General features: G+C 40.4%; 20 protein-coding genes and 2 pseudogenes. 21 read left to right on the plus strand and 1 reads right to left on the minus strand.

Annotated features, from left to right (window positions below; translation table 11 throughout):
• Window positions 1–145 precede the first annotated feature (145 nt).
• The 4 genes and pseudogenes from WAM07_RS00645 to WAM07_RS00660 form a co-directional block, all read left to right on the plus strand.
• Window positions 146–1,591, plus strand: a pseudogene (locus tag WAM07_RS00645) (vitamin B12-dependent ribonucleotide reductase); the annotation flags it as partial.
• A 249-nt stretch (window positions 1,592–1,840) separates the two neighbouring features.
• Window positions 1,841–2,968: pseudogene (locus WAM07_RS00650) on the plus strand (ribonucleotide-diphosphate reductase subunit alpha); the annotation flags it as partial.
• Window positions 2,969–3,117: 149 nt separating this feature from the next.
• Window positions 3,118–3,549, plus strand: a complete 432-nt coding sequence (mntR, locus tag WAM07_RS00655; RefSeq protein WP_014643730.1) for a transcriptional regulator MntR — start codon at window positions 3,118–3,120, stop codon at window positions 3,547–3,549.
• Window positions 3,550–3,642: 93 nt separating this feature from the next.
• Entirely contained in the window at window positions 3,643–4,530 is an 888-nt protein-coding gene (locus WAM07_RS00660) for a patatin-like phospholipase family protein (RefSeq protein WP_422163895.1), read from the plus strand.
• A 12-nt stretch (window positions 4,531–4,542) separates the two neighbouring features.
• Here WAM07_RS00660 and WAM07_RS00665 read toward each other — a convergent pair whose 3' ends face one another.
• Window positions 4,543–4,941, minus strand: coding sequence for an SA1362 family protein (locus WAM07_RS00665; RefSeq protein WP_422163897.1), 399 nt, complete (start codon window positions 4,939–4,941; stop codon window positions 4,543–4,545).
• Between the two features lie 426 nt (window positions 4,942–5,367).
• On the opposite strand from WAM07_RS00665, the gene WAM07_RS00670 reads away from it, so the two are divergent.
• The 17 genes from WAM07_RS00670 to WAM07_RS00750 form a co-directional block, all read left to right on the plus strand.
• The gene (locus tag WAM07_RS00670; protein ID WP_422163898.1) at window positions 5,368–5,859 is read left to right on the plus strand and encodes a YqhR family membrane protein; all 492 of its coding nucleotides are present in this window, start codon (window positions 5,368–5,370) and stop codon (window positions 5,857–5,859) included.
• Window positions 5,860–5,925: 66 nt separating this feature from the next.
• Window positions 5,926–6,390 carry a type II 3-dehydroquinate dehydratase gene (gene aroQ / locus WAM07_RS00675; protein WP_422163900.1) on the plus strand — a complete coding sequence of 155 codons (465 nt, stop codon included), beginning with the start codon at window positions 5,926–5,928 and terminating at the stop codon, window positions 6,388–6,390.
• Entirely contained in the window at window positions 6,387–7,448 is a 1,062-nt protein-coding gene (locus tag WAM07_RS00680) for a M24 family metallopeptidase (protein WP_422163902.1), read from the plus strand. The genes aroQ and WAM07_RS00680 overlap by 4 nt, the downstream gene beginning before the upstream one ends.
• Window positions 7,449–7,472: 24 nt before the next feature.
• Window positions 7,473–8,030, plus strand: a complete 558-nt coding sequence (efp, locus tag WAM07_RS00685; RefSeq protein ID WP_422163903.1) for an elongation factor P — start codon at window positions 7,473–7,475, stop codon at window positions 8,028–8,030.
• Between the two features lie 146 nt (window positions 8,031–8,176).
• The gene (gene spoIIIAA / locus WAM07_RS00690) at window positions 8,177–9,154 is read left to right on the plus strand and encodes a stage III sporulation protein AA (RefSeq protein WP_422163905.1); all 978 of its coding nucleotides are present in this window, start codon (window positions 8,177–8,179) and stop codon (window positions 9,152–9,154) included.
• Window positions 9,099–9,608 (plus strand): stage III sporulation protein SpoIIIAB, encoded by a 510-nt coding sequence (spoIIIAB, locus tag WAM07_RS00695; protein WP_422163908.1) that lies wholly within the window; start codon window positions 9,099–9,101, stop codon window positions 9,606–9,608. Before spoIIIAA ends, spoIIIAB begins: the two co-directional genes overlap by 56 nt.
• A 16-nt stretch (window positions 9,609–9,624) precedes the next feature.
• On the plus strand, window positions 9,625–9,831 hold the full coding sequence (gene spoIIIAC / locus WAM07_RS00700) for a stage III sporulation protein AC (protein WP_014643720.1): 207 nt from the start codon (window positions 9,625–9,627) through the stop codon (window positions 9,829–9,831).
• Window positions 9,832–9,837: 6 nt separating this feature from the next.
• Window positions 9,838–10,236: a stage III sporulation protein AD gene (gene spoIIIAD, locus WAM07_RS00705; RefSeq protein WP_014643719.1), complete on the plus strand. Its 399-nt coding sequence runs from the start codon at window positions 9,838–9,840 to the stop codon at window positions 10,234–10,236.
• A 16-nt stretch (window positions 10,237–10,252) separates the two neighbouring features.
• Window positions 10,253–11,416 (plus strand): stage III sporulation protein AE, encoded by a 1,164-nt coding sequence (gene spoIIIAE / locus WAM07_RS00710; protein ID WP_422163910.1) that lies wholly within the window; start codon window positions 10,253–10,255, stop codon window positions 11,414–11,416.
• An 11-nt stretch (window positions 11,417–11,427) separates the two neighbouring features.
• Window positions 11,428–12,027 carry a stage III sporulation protein AF gene (gene spoIIIAF / locus WAM07_RS00715; protein ID WP_422163912.1) on the plus strand — a complete coding sequence of 200 codons (600 nt, stop codon included), beginning with the start codon at window positions 11,428–11,430 and terminating at the stop codon, window positions 12,025–12,027.
• A complete protein-coding gene (gene spoIIIAG, locus WAM07_RS00720; RefSeq protein ID WP_422163914.1) occupies window positions 12,020–12,643 on the plus strand; it encodes a stage III sporulation protein AG in 624 nt (207 codons plus the stop codon). The genes spoIIIAF and spoIIIAG overlap by 8 nt, the downstream gene beginning before the upstream one ends.
• Before the next feature lie 12 nt (window positions 12,644–12,655).
• Complete coding sequence (locus tag WAM07_RS00725; RefSeq protein ID WP_422163916.1) at window positions 12,656–13,216, plus strand: SpoIIIAH-like family protein; 561 nt, start codon at window positions 12,656–12,658, stop codon at window positions 13,214–13,216.
• A gap of 213 nt (window positions 13,217–13,429) precedes the next feature.
• Complete coding sequence (accB, locus tag WAM07_RS00730) at window positions 13,430–13,933, plus strand: acetyl-CoA carboxylase biotin carboxyl carrier protein (RefSeq protein ID WP_422163917.1); 504 nt, start codon at window positions 13,430–13,432, stop codon at window positions 13,931–13,933.
• Window positions 13,934–13,947: 14 nt separating this feature from the next.
• Window positions 13,948–15,306: an acetyl-CoA carboxylase biotin carboxylase subunit gene (gene accC / locus WAM07_RS00735; RefSeq protein ID WP_422163919.1), complete on the plus strand. Its 1,359-nt coding sequence runs from the start codon at window positions 13,948–13,950 to the stop codon at window positions 15,304–15,306.
• Window positions 15,307–15,320: 14 nt separating this feature from the next.
• The gene (locus WAM07_RS00740; protein ID WP_014643712.1) at window positions 15,321–15,722 is read left to right on the plus strand and encodes an Asp23/Gls24 family envelope stress response protein; all 402 of its coding nucleotides are present in this window, start codon (window positions 15,321–15,323) and stop codon (window positions 15,720–15,722) included.
• Between the two features lie 143 nt (window positions 15,723–15,865).
• On the plus strand, window positions 15,866–16,243 hold the full coding sequence (nusB, locus tag WAM07_RS00745) for a transcription antitermination factor NusB (RefSeq protein WP_014643711.1): 378 nt from the start codon (window positions 15,866–15,868) through the stop codon (window positions 16,241–16,243).
• 22 nt (window positions 16,244–16,265) lie between these two features.
• Window positions 16,266–16,941, plus strand: a 676-nt coding sequence (locus tag WAM07_RS00750; protein WP_422163921.1) for a bifunctional 5,10-methylenetetrahydrofolate dehydrogenase/5,10-methenyltetrahydrofolate cyclohydrolase, incomplete at its 3' end; no start/stop codon positions are given.

A 16,941-nucleotide genomic window follows, 5' to 3' on the forward strand; every position in this document is an offset into this window, starting at 1 on the left:
ACACATTCGTTCAATAACACTATATATTGAAAAAAATTAATTCATTAACACAATATATTGATTAAGTTTTTGTAAATGTGGTATGTTACATATACATACTAAATGAATAACTTATTTTATCATTCAAGCAAGGGAGAGATTCATAATGCAAACCACCACCTCCAATGATACCTATGCCAAGGTTAATGTAGATCGGTTAAATGCAGATATTAGACAGTTTTCTCAAGTACATGAAATAACAGCTGACATGAAGATTGCTCACAAAGGCGTTTCAAGACTAGTTATGCTTGATAGGTATGCATTTAAAGATACCGAAAAACTTACGTTGGCAGAGAACGATTTTGTGGTACTTACGGTGAAAGATGATCCGAAATTTCCTGCTCGAGGCTTTGGTTTCATTCAGTCAATTGATTGGGAAAAACATGAGGCAGTAGTGAAAGTAGAGGATGAATTTGTAAACGTTCTTGATCATGAAAATGAAAGAGAGACAGGCTTAATAACCCGAAACCTGGATACCATCGATAAACCGTTGGAAGTTTATTATGAACAAATTGCTCTTCGTAATGCTTCAGGGTTGTCGGAGGTAGAAACGGATCCGGTTCAAAAGCAAAAGAGTTTTGATGATTTTTATAAAGAACTTTCAAATCTGAACTTTATCCCTGCAGGCCGTGTGTTATATGGAGCAGGTTCCAATACTGATGTAACTTATTTCAATTGCTATGTTATGCCTTATATACAAGACTCCAGAGAAGGTATTTCCGATCATCGTAAACAAGTCATGGAAATTATGTCACGCGGGGGCGGAGTAGGAACCAATGGTTCTACTCTAAGGCCAAGAAACACACTTGCTCGTGGAGTTAATGGAAAATCCTCTGGATCTGTGTCATGGCTTGATGATATTGCTAAGTTGACTCACCTTGTGGAGCAGGGCGGATCCAGACGGGGAGCACAGATGATTATGCTTGCTGACTGGCATCCGGACATCATTGAGTTCATTATTTCTAAAATGCAAAATCCTAGAATATTACGTTTCCTTATCCAAAATACTGAAGATGAACAAATTAAACAGCTGGCTAAAGACAAGCTCAAGTTCACACCTTTAACTGAAACAGAGAAAGACCTTTTTCAAAGTGTTGTAAATTACAAGCATATGCCTGGTTCAGGTGGATTTACGGAAAAGGCCATTCAGGAAGCCGAGGAGAAACTGTACATTGGCGGTACGTATACAGTGCACAACCCAGAATTCCTTACTGGAGCCAATATCTCAGTATGTATAACTAAGGAATTTATGGATGCTGTAGAAGAGAATGCTGAATACCATTTACGTTTTCCTGATGTAGAAAACTACACAAAAGAGGAAATGAAAATCTATAACGAAGAATGGCAAAGCAGCGGAGATGTAAGAGAGTGGGAAGAAAGAGGTTTCGGTATAAGGAATTACCGCACCGTTAAAGCTTCAGAACTCTGGAATTTAATTAACATATGCGCAACTTATTCAGCCGAACCAGGAATTTTCTTCATTGATAACGCCAATGAAAAAACAAATGCTTCTGCTTACGGACAAAAAGTTGTAGCTACAAACCCATGTGGTGAATAGTTTGCCTCATGTAAAACATTGCGGGATAAAGCGGGAAGGCTGAAATGCTGATCCGAACCGAAGGCTGAAGTTAAATCCTCCAGTCAGGGGCAACGCATAGGTGGTGAACCTCATTGTGAGAATATAATCCACCCACGAGACCGCAACATTACACGGTTGGTGTAATGAAAATGTATGCTGAACTTGCAGGAAAGATAAACTGTAAGAACTTCTGGATAAAAAGCCGGAAGGATAACAACATTGGAACAGCCACTAGCTCCATTTTCTGTATGTAACCTGGCAGCGGTCAATTTGGCCTCTGTGGCCGATAAAACAGAGAAGAAAGTAAACTATGAGCAACTAAAACAAACCGTTCAAACCGGCGTTCGGATGCAGGATAATGTTATTGATGCCACTCCTTATTTCTTGGAAGAAAATAAAGTACAAGCCCTTGGAGAGCGCCGGGTAGGACTTGGTGTTATGGGGCTCCACGATTTACTAATTTATTGTGAAACCGAATATGGTTCTGAAGAAGGAAACAAATTAGTAGATGAAATTTTTGGAGTAATTGCGACCACCGCCTATCGCACCTCAATTGAACTGGCCAAAGAAAAAGGGAGCTTTCCTTTCCTTCAAGGAACGAGTGAAGAGGAAACCACTAAATTGCGTGAAGCGTTTATTAACACAGGTTACATGAAAGATATGCCTGAAGATATCCGTGAAGGGGTAATGAAGTACGGAATTCGAAATTCTCACTTATTGACAGTTGCACCTACTGGAAGTACGGGTACAATGGTGGGCGTTAGTACTGGACTTGAACCTTACTTCTCCTTCTCTTATTATCGCAGTGGACGTTTGGGTAAATTTATTGAAGTTAAAGCAGATATTGTGAATGAGTATCTAGATCAGCACCCTGATCAGGATCCTGATCATCTGCCTGAATGGTTTGTAACGGCTATGACAATGTCTCCTGAAGCGCATGCAGATACCCAATGTATTATCCAGCGCTGGGTTGACAGTTCTATTTCCAAGACCGTTAATGCTCCGAGAGGCTATTCGGTTGATCAGGTGGAAAAAGTTTATCAACGATTATACCGTGGAGGAGCGAAAGGCGGTACCGTATATGTTGATGGAAGCCGTGACAGTCAAGTCTTAACCTTAAAAGCGGAGGAAAATGAATTTGACGGGGAACAGACCGAGTTTGAATTTGAAGAAGAAAGAAAACCTCGTGTTGTTCTAATGGATACGGTACATGAGTTAGATAAGACGAATGTGACCATAGGATCTGAAGTAGGCGATACTTGTCCAGTCTGCCGAAAAGGAACTGTTGAAGACATTGGCGGCTGTAACACTTGTACGAACTGTAACGCACAGTTGAAGTGTGGTTTGTAGAATCAATTAGCCGAAAGATTATATACCGGACTCACAATGAGTCCGGTATCACTTTTTTTAGGAATTATGCTCGCTTGTCACAACAGGCAAACTAGTGTATCATTTTCATGAAACACCTACATAAAGACAGCCTGTATTGGGGGTTTATCATGCCAACACCAAGCATGGAAGATTATATTGAACAAATTTATATGCTTATAGAAGATAAAGGATATGCACGCGTATCTGATATTGCTGAAAATCTCCAGGTGCATCCATCTTCTGTGACAAAAATGGTTCAAAAGTTGGACCGGGACCAATATTTGAATTACGAAAAATACCGTGGTCTCATTTTAACTCCTAAAGGAAAGAAAGTCGGGAAACGACTTGTTTACCGCCATGAATTGTTGGAACAATTCCTGGAAATAATAGGAGTAGATAAAGAAAACATTTATGAAGATGTAGAGGGAATTGAACATCATCTAAGTTGGAATTCTATTGACCGAATAGGAGATCTTGTCCAGTACTTTGATGAGAAACCCGCCCGAGTAGACTCTCTTAGAGAAGTGCAGCAGAAGAACGAAGAACAAAATCAAGAATAACCTTACCAAGGCGCAGATTTCTGCGTCTTTTTGTTATTCATCTTCTAAACAGTTCATAAGATTTTATAAGGGGTTAAAGCGGGGTGAAATTGGATGAAGATTGATGGAGTATTCTCAGGTGGAGGTATGAAAGCATTAGCTTTTATAGGTGCTCTTGAGGAACTTGAAGAACAAGGTTATCATTTCAGCCGGCTTGCAGGCACTTCAGCAGGTTCGATTCTTGCAAGTATGACAGCTGCTGGTTATACCTCTGGGGAATTGAAAGAAAAATTGAAGAGTCTTTCTTTTGAATCTCTTGTTGATCTCCCCATTGCAGAGCGTTTATTTCCTTATTCGAAATGGTTTTTACTATACTTTCGCATGGGTTTGTATAAAGGAAACCGTCTTGAGTACACGATTGAAAAATGGCTCGAAGAAAAAGGGGTGCGAACATTTGCTGATCTACCCTCAGGATCATTAAAGATAGTATGTTCAGATCTAAGTATAGGTCGTATTATTGTATTACCTGATGACTTAAAAAGAGTATATGGAATTGATCCCGCAACTTTTTCAGTAGCCAAGGCTGTGCGGATGAGTTCAGGACTCCCTTATTTTTTTATGCCCATAAAGCTTCATGGAAAAAACGGTAAATCCTTAATTGTAGACGGAGGAGTTCTAAGTAATTTTCCTATATGGATTTGGGAGGGGAAAGAAGGACGGCGGAAACGGCCAATAATAGGCTTGAAGTTAAGCGACCCGCCTAGTCAGCTCCCAGCACAGAAAATCCGCAATGCTATTCAAATGTTTCATGCGCTTTTTAAAACGATGCAGCAGGCCCATGATGCCCGTTACATCTCTCATTCTAAGAGCAAGGATATTATTTTTATATCAGTCAAGGGATACGATACGACGGATTTTCATCTGAGTAACCAGGAAAAAGAAGATTTGATGAAGATCGGAAGGGTTCATGCTGCAGAGTTTTTGAAGAGGTGGACAAAATAAAAATCGAGCCTATTAAAAGGAGGCTCGATTTTTATCTTTGTTTTTATTACCTTCAATTACTCTAAGTTGCGGGCCGCTTCCTCGCCGTTTGCTTTTTTTATGAAGGGTTGTAGGTTTAGCTGATCTAACAGCCTGGCTTTTTTTCACTACAGGAGCGGGTTGTTTATATTTTTGTTTAGATTGTTTAACAGCTTGCTTATATTTCTTCATTTCATTGCTGCTTTTTCCCGCGCTGATTCCACGGTTGCGCAGGAAGAAAAAGTAAATAGCCCCATAAACGATTGCTGCAATACCGATCATCATGGCAATTGAGCTAAGAAAGCTGCCAGTGTCAGTTAATAATTGATAGCCTACAAAGAAAACTGCTAAAGCCACCAATGTGTATATGATAGGAGTCATCCAGTTGCGCATGATTGTTATTCCCCCCTTCTCAAAATGATCGACTAAAGATCTTTTAATATTATATATACCACTTCTAAAAATATTTATATCCCAAAATCATATATTGGACCAACATAATAGGTTTCCAACTATGAGGGGAGAGTAAAGTGTAAATAGTTCTATTAATGATTATTTCCTGTTCAGCTGGAATTATTCAAAGACTATGGTTTGTTTGTGCAGAAGTTATTTTAGTAGAAACGTGAAGTTAAGATTCAATAGTGGGATTTTTTTACATTACTTGAATGTTCCCTGAGTCAACGGCTGAATAAACTCCTGATTTGTATTCTTTCTTACTTATATTTTACCTTATTTTTCTTCGCATCTCTAGCCTTTATTATGTCGAAAGAGCATGAAAAATTCGCAGATGGTTAAAGATAATGGACAGAGGTGATTAGAATGTCAGATAAACCAAAAGAACAAAATCAACAGGAGCCCCAGCAAAGTGTTCTTACCAAAACTTTAATCATTGGTTTCGCTTCAGGGGTATTATGGAGTGGTTTAGCAGCGCTTGCTTATTATTTTCACTTTAGTGAAGTTTCTGCTGCTTCCTTCCTATTTCGCTCCTTTTGGCAGACGGATTGGACAGGGACTTGGCTTGCTGAAGTACTGGCTGTTATTATTGTGGGAGTATTGTCTCTTATAAGCGCTTTGCTCTATTATATGTTTTTAAAAAAGAAAAATGGCATTTGGCCAGGCCTGATTTTTGGTTTGGTTTTGTGGGCCGTTATTTTTGTTATCCTTACCCCTTTATTTCCAGCCATACCCTCGTTTATGGAATTATCAAGTGACACATGGGTCACGACAGGCTGTTTATTTCTTCTTTATGGATTATTCATAGGTTTCTCTATTTCCTTTGAATATCAGGAGTTTAATGAGTCAGCAAATTAATACTCAAAAGAAGGAGTAGTATGATAAACTAAAAAAGTATGACAATTTCGTAAATGGTGGGATGGAATGATGGCAGCAAAACGCCTATTCTTAATTAATGGGCCGAATTTAAATATGCTTGGAAAGAGAGAGCCGGGCACTTATGGTAACGCTTCTTTGGCTGATGTTGTAAAACTCGTTAAAGATACTGCATGGGAGTATGGATATGAAGTAGAGGAATTCCAATCGAACCATGAAGGGGATCTCGTAGACCAGCTGCATAAAGCTGACGTACAGGCAGCGGGTGTTATTATGAACCCAGCTGCTTATACTCATACCAGTATTGCATTAAGAGATGCGGTTAGCGCTATCTCCCTGCCAGTTGTGGAAGTGCACATTTCTAATATTCATGCGCGAGAATCCTTCCGTCATCAATCCATGCTTGCTCCCGTGTCCCAGGGCCAGATTGTAGGCTTTGGTATAGATGGTTACCGTCTGGCTGCATTAGCTATAATTAAAAAGATAGAATCTGAAGGGAGACATGAAAGATGAGTAAATTAGAAAATCTGCGAAAATCCGTTATGAGTGATGAACTGGATGGTATACTGATTATGAGCCCAAAAAACAGGCGATATGTATCAGGGTTTACCGGTTCCTCCGGGGCGCTGCTTGTCACAAGTGGGGAAGCCTTACTTATTACCGATTTTCGGTATATCGAACAAGCTAACGAACAGGCGTCTGATTTCGAGGTCGTAGAACATAAAAATCCTATGGTGAAAGAAGTCGCCAATCAAGTGGAGCGTTTAGGACTTGAACGGATTGGCTTTGAGAAAGACCATGTTACATATAGTGTCTATGAACAATATCGCAAAGAATTAAAAGCAAACCTTGTTCCCACCTCAGGTATCGTCGAAAAGCTACGCTTGATAAAGACGGATGATGAGATTAGTATTTTACAAGCTGCTGCAAAAATTGCTGATGATGCCTTTGAACATATTCAAAGCTATATTAAACCAGGTGTCAGGGAAATTGATGTTTCAAATGAATTGGAATTCTTTATGAGAAAGCAGGGAGCTACCTCTTCTAGTTTTGATATTATTGTTGCTTCAGGCTACCGTTCTGCTCTACCACACGGTGTAGCATCTGAGAAAGAGATTCAGTCTGGAGAGCTGGTTACTTTGGACTTTGGAGCTTTATATAAAGGATATTGTTCTGATATTACCCGTACGGTAGCTGTTGGAGAAATTAGCGAGGAACTGCGTGAAATCTATGATGTTGTTCTGCAGGCACAGTTGAAAGGTATGGAAGGTCTTAAGTCCGGTATAACAGGTAAGGAAGCAGATGCCCTAACGCGTGATTATATTAAGGAAAAAGGTTACGGAGAATACTTTGGCCATTCAACTGGACATGGAATTGGTTTAGATGTCCATGAAGGACCTGGCCTTTCGTTCCGTTCTGATATGGTGCTTGAAGAGGGAATGGTAGTAACCGTTGAGCCTGGAATATACGTACCAAACGTCGGAGGCTGCCGGATCGAAGATGATACGGTCATTACAAGCGCCGGTAACAACCGTTTGAGCACATCTACTAAAGAACTTATTTCATTGTAAAAGATATAGAAGGAGGAAAAATATATGATTTCAGTTAATGATTTTAGAACAGGTCTCACCATTGAAGTGGATGGAGATATCTGGTCAGTAATGGATTTTCAGCATGTGAAACCAGGAAAAGGGGCTGCATTTGTACGGTCTAAGTTACGTAACCTGAGAAACGGAAATATTCAGGAAAAAACCTTCCGTGGAGGCGAAAAGGTAGAACGTGCTCATATTGAAAACCGTAAAATGCAATATCTATACGCCAATGGAGATATGCATGCATTTATGGATATGGAAACTTATGACCAAGTAGAAATTCCATCATCCGTGCTTGAAAACCAGTTGAACTATCTGAAAGAAAATATGGAGGTACAGATCCAGTCTTATCAGGCAGAGACCATTGGTGTAGAGCTTCCTAAAAACGTTGAATTAAAAGTAGTGGAAACGGAACCAGGGATTAAAGGGGATACCGCAAGCGGCGGGACCAAATCTGCAACCCTGGAGACAGGTTTGACTGTGCAGGTACCTTTCTTTATTAATGAAGGTGAGAATCTGTTGATCAGTACTACAGATGGAAAATATGTTTCACGTGCATAACAAATAGAGAGGCTCTTTTAAAGCTCATCCCTTCATTGGGATGAGCTTTTTTTAATAGAGAAAATCTATTTTATATCTCTTAAATTGTCATAAGAGATGAGATAGAACATACATATGAAGTAAACCAATTAAAGGAGCAGAACAGGATGGAGGAGATTATCAGGTTGTTTCCCGATCACTTCCAAATCCTCTTAAAAAGGAAAGTGAATTGGAAGACAATTCAAGAAATACGCTTACGAATCAATCAGAAAATTGAGGTTCTTGATGCCAGGAAAAATGAAGTAGTAGAGGGGCCGCTTGTTACATCGGTAGATCTATCCTACGTATTGAATCAGATCAGTCAGTTTTCGCTCTACCGATTTAAAGATGAATTAAAAGAGGGCTTCATAACTATTCAAGGAGGTCACCGTGTAGGGTTAGCCGGAAAGGCTAATACGGTAAACCATCAGGTTGAGACACTAAAACATATTGCATTTATGAATATTCGTGTGGCCAAGAATACTACAGGACAGATTAATCAACTAATCCCTTATTTATATCGGGATGGTAGATGGACAAGTACTTTGATTATAGGACCCCCACATTCAGGTAAGACCACTTTATTAAGGGAGTTGGCCCAGAGGATTGGTTCAGGTCACGAGGCTCAAGGAGCAAGTAAAGTGGCCATTGTGGACGAGCGGTCTGAGATAGCTGCCAGTCTTCGTGGAGTCCCCCAACTAGATGTAGGAGAACGTACAGATGTTATGGATGCCTGTCCTAAAGCAGAAGGCATGATGATGATGATACGTTCGATGTCTCCAGAGGTATTAATCGTCGATGAAATTGGCGGGGCAGCTGATGCGAATGCGATTAGGGAAGCGACTTTTACTGGAGTTGAAGTTATATGCAGCATTCATGGAACGAGTATAACAAACGTTCAGAAACGGCCCTCAGCTAAAGAATTGATAGAAGATGGAGTGTTTGAACGGTATATTGTTCTGGAACGGTTAAGCCCGAATAATGCTGGGTCTGTCACCGTTTTAGACGAGTGTGGACTGCCCATAGCTCATTGGAAGGGGAGGGAATTGCATGGAGTGGATTGGGGCCGTGCTCATCCTAACAGTAACAACACTAGCCGGTTTTGATATCGCAGCCCGGTTTAAGCAAAGACCGGGACATATACGGCAGTGGAAAAATGCTTTGCAAATGATTGAAGCAGAAATGGTCTACGGGCAGTCCTCCTTATGGGAAGTCTGTGAGAATTTAGCCAGACACTTACCGCCGCCAACCTCTCAGTTTTTTGAAAAAATTAACCAGGTTCAAGAACCTTGTTCGGATTTTGCTTCTTTATGGGAAGCCCGATTGAAAAAGCATTGGTCTTCGAATGCGATGGGGAAAAGTGAATGGGAGATTTTACTGCAGTTTGGGCGCACCTTAGGCCAGCATGATCTGGAACAGCAGCAGAAACAAATTCAATTGGCACTCCTTCACTTAGATCGAGAACTCCAGGAAGCTTTGGATGGAGTCGAGCAGTACCAGAGGATGGCTCGTGGTATGGGTATATTAAGCGGCCTGCTTGTCATCATATTAATTATTTAAAGGGGGAAGAGCCATTGTGCTGCAAGATGCCACGATACTTTTTCAAATTGCCGGTGTAGGGATTATTGTCGCGATGATACACAGTATTCTAAAGCAAATGGGAAAAGAGGAGATTGCGCAGGCGGTCACGCTCACAGGATTCATCATAGTCCTGTTCATCGTTTTGTACCGGCTCGCTGATTTATTCCAAGAAATTAAATCAGTTTTTCTTTACCAGGGGTAGGAAGTTATGGATATTATACAAATTGTGTCTTTAGGACTAGTAGCGGCCTTATTAATTATCTTATTAAAAGAGCATAAATCCTCGGCCGCTTTTCTGCTCCTTTTGTTTACCGTCATCATTATCTTTTTATCCATTCTGGATCAGGTCAAACATATATTTGCACTTCTTTCCTATATGGCTGAACAAGCACAGGTGGAACCCTTTTACTTCAAGACCATTTTGAAAATTATAGGAATCGCTTATATTGCAGAATTTGGGGCTCAATTAATCAGAGATGCTGGGTTGAATTCATTAGCTTCTAAAGTTGAACTGGCAGGGAAATTATTCATATTAATGCTTGCGATTCCTATCGTCACTGCAGTAATAGAGACCATCCTAAACTTTATTCCTGGATACTTAGGATAAGATAGCGAGGTAGGAAATGAAACGTTTATCTTTCATAGTCTGTTTATTCCTAGGCATCGTTTGTTTTCCCTTGATCTCATCGGCTTCCCAAAATCCTGAAGCACCCCCTGCCATGTTAGATTACATTTCTACGGAAGAGCTTGAGAATAGCTGGGAGGAGCTCGACCAGGATTATGGAGATTACATGCCCTCCTTCAATATGAAAAACTTTCGTGAATATATTCAAAACGAGGGATCGCTTAAGACATCGGACTGGTTCACAGGAATCCTTCAATTCTTCTTTCAAGAGTTGATGCTGAATGGTAAATTGCTGGCCTCTCTATTGTTTTTAACTCTATTCAGTACTTTACTCCAATCGGTTCAGAATTCATTCGAAAATCCAGTAATTAGTAAAATCGCTTATCTAGTTGTTTATCTCGTGCTGCTTACACTGGCCCTGGAAAGCTTTAGGCAGGTGATTGATTACACGATAGAGGCAATCGACAGAATGAGCAGCTTTATGATCGGATTGCTTCCACTTTTGCTGGGAATTATGGCATCATTCAGTCATTTAATGTCTATATCTTTTTTTCATCCAATTATAGTGGCTCTCGTTCAGTCCAGTGGTCTTCTAGTGAAATTCCTTTTAATACCTTTATTTACTTCTTCTGCTTTGCTTTTGATTGTTGGGTCGCTCAATGAGACTTATAAAGTAGATCAGCTTGCAGAGCTATTAAGGAAAACCGGCTTAGCAGTCATGGGAATTTTTTTAACTATTTTTTTAGGAGTTATATCTGTTCAAGGGACGGTCACAGCTGTTCAGGATGGTGTGACGATGAAAACGGCAAGATTTGTAACAGGAAATTTTGTGCCCGTCGTAGGCCGCTTGTTTACGGATGCCACAGATACCATACTAGGTGCCTCTCTCGTTTTGAAAAATACTTTGGGGATTGCAGGAGTAGTTATTCTGCTCGGAATTGCGGTTTTTCCAGCACTTAAAGTTTTCGCTATTGCCATCATTTATAAAATTGCTGCTGCTTTATTACAGCCGCTAGGAGATGGCCCTATCATACGAGCCATGGATGTAGTGAGCAGACATATCATGTATGTATTTGCTGCATTGTTAATGGTTTCCATGATGTTTTTTCTAGTTATAGTCATTATGGTGGCAGCCAGCAACATAACCATGATGGTTAGATGAGGGTGTGAAGGATGAATCTTTTTATAGAGTGGATTACAAGAATTGTTTTATTTCTGCTGTTAGCGATTGTTGCCGATGCACTTCTTCCATCAGGATTGATGAAGAAATACGCTCGTCTGGTTCTATCCGTGCTTCTCTTATTAATATTTCTAGGGCCTTTATTACAACTATTGAAGATAAATCCAGAGCAGCTAATGAAAAAAGCGGAGTACGCGATGAATGAAGAGATGGAAGTTGATTCCCTGGACGATAGTATTGAAGAAAAGAAAAAAGAAATACTTGAAGGACAAGATGCATATAAATTAGAACAAGTTACCCAATCATTGTCAGCTGAGCTTAAAGATCCGCTCAAGGAGCAGAATTTGCAGCTGGTGGATCTGGAAATGAGCTTTCTTCAAGAACCGTATCAAATGGATACACTGGACAAGCTGGTCCTAACACTTACTCCTCTTGAAGAAAGTAAGACTGTTGAGAATGTTTCTATATCCATCATGGAGAAACAGGCCCCCAAGGAGGAGAAACAGCTTGACAGTATTCAGGACTGGGTCTCCAAATACTTGGAATTAGACAAAGCACAAATAGAAATCCGCTGGGAGGAAGAGGATGAATAAATGGTGGAGTAAATTATTAGAACCTTTGTCTTCTAAAGAAGGAAAAAAGATTAATAAGCCTAAATATTTTATAGGTCTTGGATTAATTGGCGTTCTGATCATTCTCTCAAGCAACTGGTTCCAGAGTAACGAACCCGCTCCGCCTGCACAAGGCGAAACGGCAGAAAAATCAGCAATATCCTCTGATGCAAACGATGCACCTGAATTAACGGACTCGATAAACCAATTGGAAAAGGGATATGAAAAACAATTAAAACCACTGCTGGAGAACATCGAAGGGGTAAGTTCAGTCGATATTATGATTAATCTATCAGCCACTCATGAAAAAGTGTATGACAAAAATTTAATTATAGGAAAGCAGACCACTAAGGAAACAGATAAGAATGGAGGGGAAAGAGAGATTGAAGATTATTCAAAGGAACAGCAGTTAGTCCTGGTCCGCCAAGGAGACCGTGAAGTTCCTTTACTAACAAAAACGACCAAACCAGAGGTCAGTGGTGTATTCGTCACCGCTAAGGGGGTCGATCAAATTCAAGTTAAAGGGTGGGTGGTCGAAGCTGTATCCAGAGTCTTAGACGTACCCAGTCATCGGATTTCTGTCTTGCCTAAACAATAAGGAGGGGTTATCTTGGTTAAAAAACAAACCGTTTGGTTACTTACGATGTTAAGTCTGTTAATTGTATTGAGTGTCTATTACATGACGTCCCCTGATAATGGAGAGATGGCCTTTATTCAAGAAGATGGTTGGACAGAAGTGAATGAGGATGGAAACAATGCAGAAAATGCGGAAGGAGTGGAAACTTCTGCTGACGGATCCGTTATTTCACAGGTTTCAACAGAGGAGCTATTCGCCGCTATCCGCTTAGAAAAACAAAACGAGAGAGATCAGCTTCAGGAACAGCTTTCAGAAATCGTAGCTTCGAGTAATTTTACTACACAGGAAAAAAATGAAGCTTTAGAAAAAATGGAAACGATTAAGGAGAATCAATCTAAAGAATCTATATTAGAAAATACTATTCAGGCAAGTGCTCCATATGAAGATGTTTTAGTTCGAGCAGAAGACGAGGTCGTCCATGTCACATTAAAAGCTGAAGAATTATCAAAGTCTGAAACCAATCAAATTATCCAGATGGTTTCAGATGAGTTTGGAGAAAAACGCGTGCAAGTTCAATTCCAACCGACTAAATAATCGCAAGCCCCTAACCTAAATGGTAAGGGGCATTTTTTATGAGTTATTAAATTGAACAGGGGACTAATGCCCTGTTTTTACATTCATGCACGGGGTTAGAATAAACCGCTTCCAAACAGGAAGTTGCAGTCAAGTGGTATTATGTCGTAAAATGTTAAGAGGAATTACTAATATCAGTTATAAAAAAGTTATGTACATAAAGGAGTGCCAACTATGTTAAAGGTGCAGGAAATACGTGAATTAATTAAACTTATCGATCAATCAAACATTGATGAATTCTGCTATGAATCCAATGGAACCAAAGTCTCCATGAAAAAGGAACAAGGTCCGCCAGTGTCAGAGCCTGTAAAAGTACAGGAATCTGTTCAAGCACCAGCCCCATCGCAAGATCAGAAGAATGAGCCGGTTAAGCAGGAAGTACAGGAGCAAGCGGAACCGGAAGAAGCAGGTAAGAAGGAACAGCAGGAAGCTAATTATGATGCGGAAGTTACTTCCCCTATGGTCGGGACCTTTTATCAATCGCCTTCTCCAGATCAGGGAGCTTATGTTCAGGTCGGAGATCAAGTGAAAGAGGACAGCGTTGTTTGCATTGTAGAAGCGATGAAGTTATTCAATGAAATAGAAGCGGAAGTCAGCGGTGAAATCGTCGAGATTCTTGCAAAAGACGGTGAACTCGTAGAATACGGACAACCATTATTCCGCGTAAAGTCTAAGTAACGGGGGATGAGATTTTGATTAAAAAAGTTTTAATAGCCAATAGAGGAGAAATAGCTGTTCGAATTATCCGCGCCTGCAAAGAGATGGGAATTGAAACGGTAGCGGTTTATTCTGAAGCAGATAAAGAGGCTCTTCATGTACAGCTGTCTGATGAAGCTTACTGTGTAGGACCAAAGTTAAGTAAGGATAGTTATTTGAATTATACAAATATCATGAGTGTAGCCACTCTTTCGGAAACAGATGCGATCCACCCTGGGTACGGTTTTCTCTCAGAGAATGCTGAGTTCGCGGAAATGTGTGAAGAATGTAATATCACGTTCATTGGCCCCTCTTCCTACGCCATTCAGAAAATGGGAACAAAGGATGTCGCACGTGAAACGATGAGAGAAGCGGGTGTACCTATAGTTCCCGGTTCAGAAGGTATCATTAAGAATGAAGCGGAAGGATTAAAAATTGCTGAAGAAATTGGTTACCCTGTCATTATCAAAGCCACAGCAGGTGGAGGTGGTAAGGGAATACGAGTGGCCCGAGACGAAGATGATCTTAAAACGGGTATTCGAATGACTCAACAGGAAGCTGAAACTGCCTTCGGTAATCCAGGGGTATATATTGAAAAATATATTGAGAATTTCCGCCACGTAGAAATTCAGGTATTAGCCGATAACCATGGGAATGCCGTCCATTTGGGAGAACGTGACTGTACCATCCAAAGAAGGCTCCAGAAACTAATTGAAGAAACACCTTCTCCGGCAGTTACACCAGACATCCGGGAAAAAATGGGAGATGCTGCAGTGAAGGCTGCTCTAGCTGTCAATTATTCAGGAGCTGGGACAGTCGAGTTTATTTTTGATAAAGAAGAACAAGAATACTATTTTATGGAAATGAATACTCGGATACAAGTCGAACATCCTGTAACAGAGATGGTAACAGGAGTAGATTTAATCAAAGAGATGATTCAAATCGCCAACAATGAAAAACTCTCCTTTACCCAGGAAGAAATTACATTTGAGGGATGGGCGATTGAATGCCGTATTAATGCTGAAGATCCATTCAAGAATTTCATGCCTTCCGCAGGGCGTATTGATATGTATCTTCCTCCAGGAGGATTTGGCGTACGTGTTGATTCTGCAGCTTACCCAGGGTATATGATCCCTCCTTATTATGATTCAATGGTGGCTAAGCTCATTGCTTATGGACGAGATCGCGACGAGGCGATTCAAAGGATGAAACGTGCGCTGGATGAATTTATTATAGAAGGGGTACACACAACAATTCCATTCCATCAGCGTATGATGGAGCATGAAATTTTTGTGGGCGGAGACTTTAACACAATGTTTCTTGAGAAATATACTATAATGAAGGATGAAGAATAAAAGGGGTGGTCATTATGAGTGAGAAGCAATTGTTGAATGTGACGGACGGATCGACACTTGGTAACATTGAGATTGCTCCTGAAGTCATAGAAGTAATTGCAGGTATAGCTGTTTCTGAAGTGGCCGGCGTAGCTTCCATGCGTGGTAATTTCGCTTCTGGTGTAGTTGAGCGTTTAGGGAAAAAAGATCACGGTAAAGGTGTTAAAGTTGAACTTACAGAAGATGGGATTCTTATAGATGCCTTTGTTGTGATGGACTATGGAATTTCAATTCCTGATACGGCTCAAAAAATACAGGACAATACTCGTCAAGCACTCAAAAATATGACAGCACTCGAGATTAATGAAATAAATGTCCATATTGTAGGAGTACAAATTGAAGCAAAAGAAGACGAACTCGTCAGTGAAGAATTTTAGCAGGAGGCCGGAAAAGGGGAACTGTTTCCCTTTCCGGCCTTTTCATCTTCTATACTGAGCTTGTTTAATCCTCACATTGGAATAGCTTTTATTGTACTAAAATGTTATTATGCAAACGGATATTACCTAAAAGGAGAATGAACATGAAACGACGCGCAGCACGAGAAAAGGCTTTTCAGGCGCTTTTTCAAGTCAACAATAGTGAGATCGATATCGAGGAAGCTATTCAGCATGTTATCGAAGAGCCTGTGGTCGATGCTTTTATGCATGATTTGGTACACGGTGTGGCAAATCATCAGTCGGAGATTGACCAATGGATCTCGGACAACCTGGTAAATTGGACTTTTTCTCGCCTTCCGAAGGTAGAAAAGACAGTCTTAAGAATGGCAGCCTACGAAATAAAGTACAATGAAGATGTTCCATCACAAGTAGCGATCAACGAAGCCGTTGAATTAGCAAAAATTTTCGGGGAAGAAGAGTCCGGAAAGTTTGTGAACGGTGTACTTTCTAAAATGATATAAATGCAGATAAGGGGGATGCGAGATGTCAGCTGAAGTAATTTATGGAAAACAGTTAGCAGAAGAACTCCGTGAAGAAATGAAGGAAGAAGTTAAAGGATTAAAGGAAAATGGAATTTACCCGAAATTAGTAGTAGTTATAATTGGCGAGGACCCGGCATCGATGTCTTATGTAAGAGGAAAACAGAGGGCATCTGAAAAAGTAGGACTGGACTCTGAACTAATTGAACTGCCTGAAACGACATCTGAACAAGAATTGTTAGAACTTATCGACCGGCTTAACCAGGATCAAACGGTTCATGGAATATTGGTTCAACTGCCTCTTCCTGACCAAATTGCCGACCAGAAAGTTATTGAAGCCATTGACCCTTCTAAAGATGTAGATGGCTTCCATCCTAGTAATGTTGGGAAGATGATGACAGGACAAGAGACCTTTTACCCTTGTACTCCCTACGGTATCTTAGTAATGCTTAAACGTGCAGAAATCAGCTTGGAAGGCAAGCATGTTGTGATTATTGGCAGAAGTAATTTAGTTGGCAAGCCGGTAGGACAACTTCTGCTGAACGAGAATGCTACAGTAACTCATTGCCATTCCCGAACCAAAAATTTACAGGAGCATACAAGAAAAGCGGATATATTAATTGTGGCTGCTGGAAAACCAGGTTTGATTTCAGCCGAAGATATTAGCGAAGGTGTAGTCG

The organism is Halobacillus sp. (assembly GCF_049282395.1).
GTDB lineage: Bacteria > Bacillota > Bacilli > Bacillales > Halobacillaceae > Halobacillus.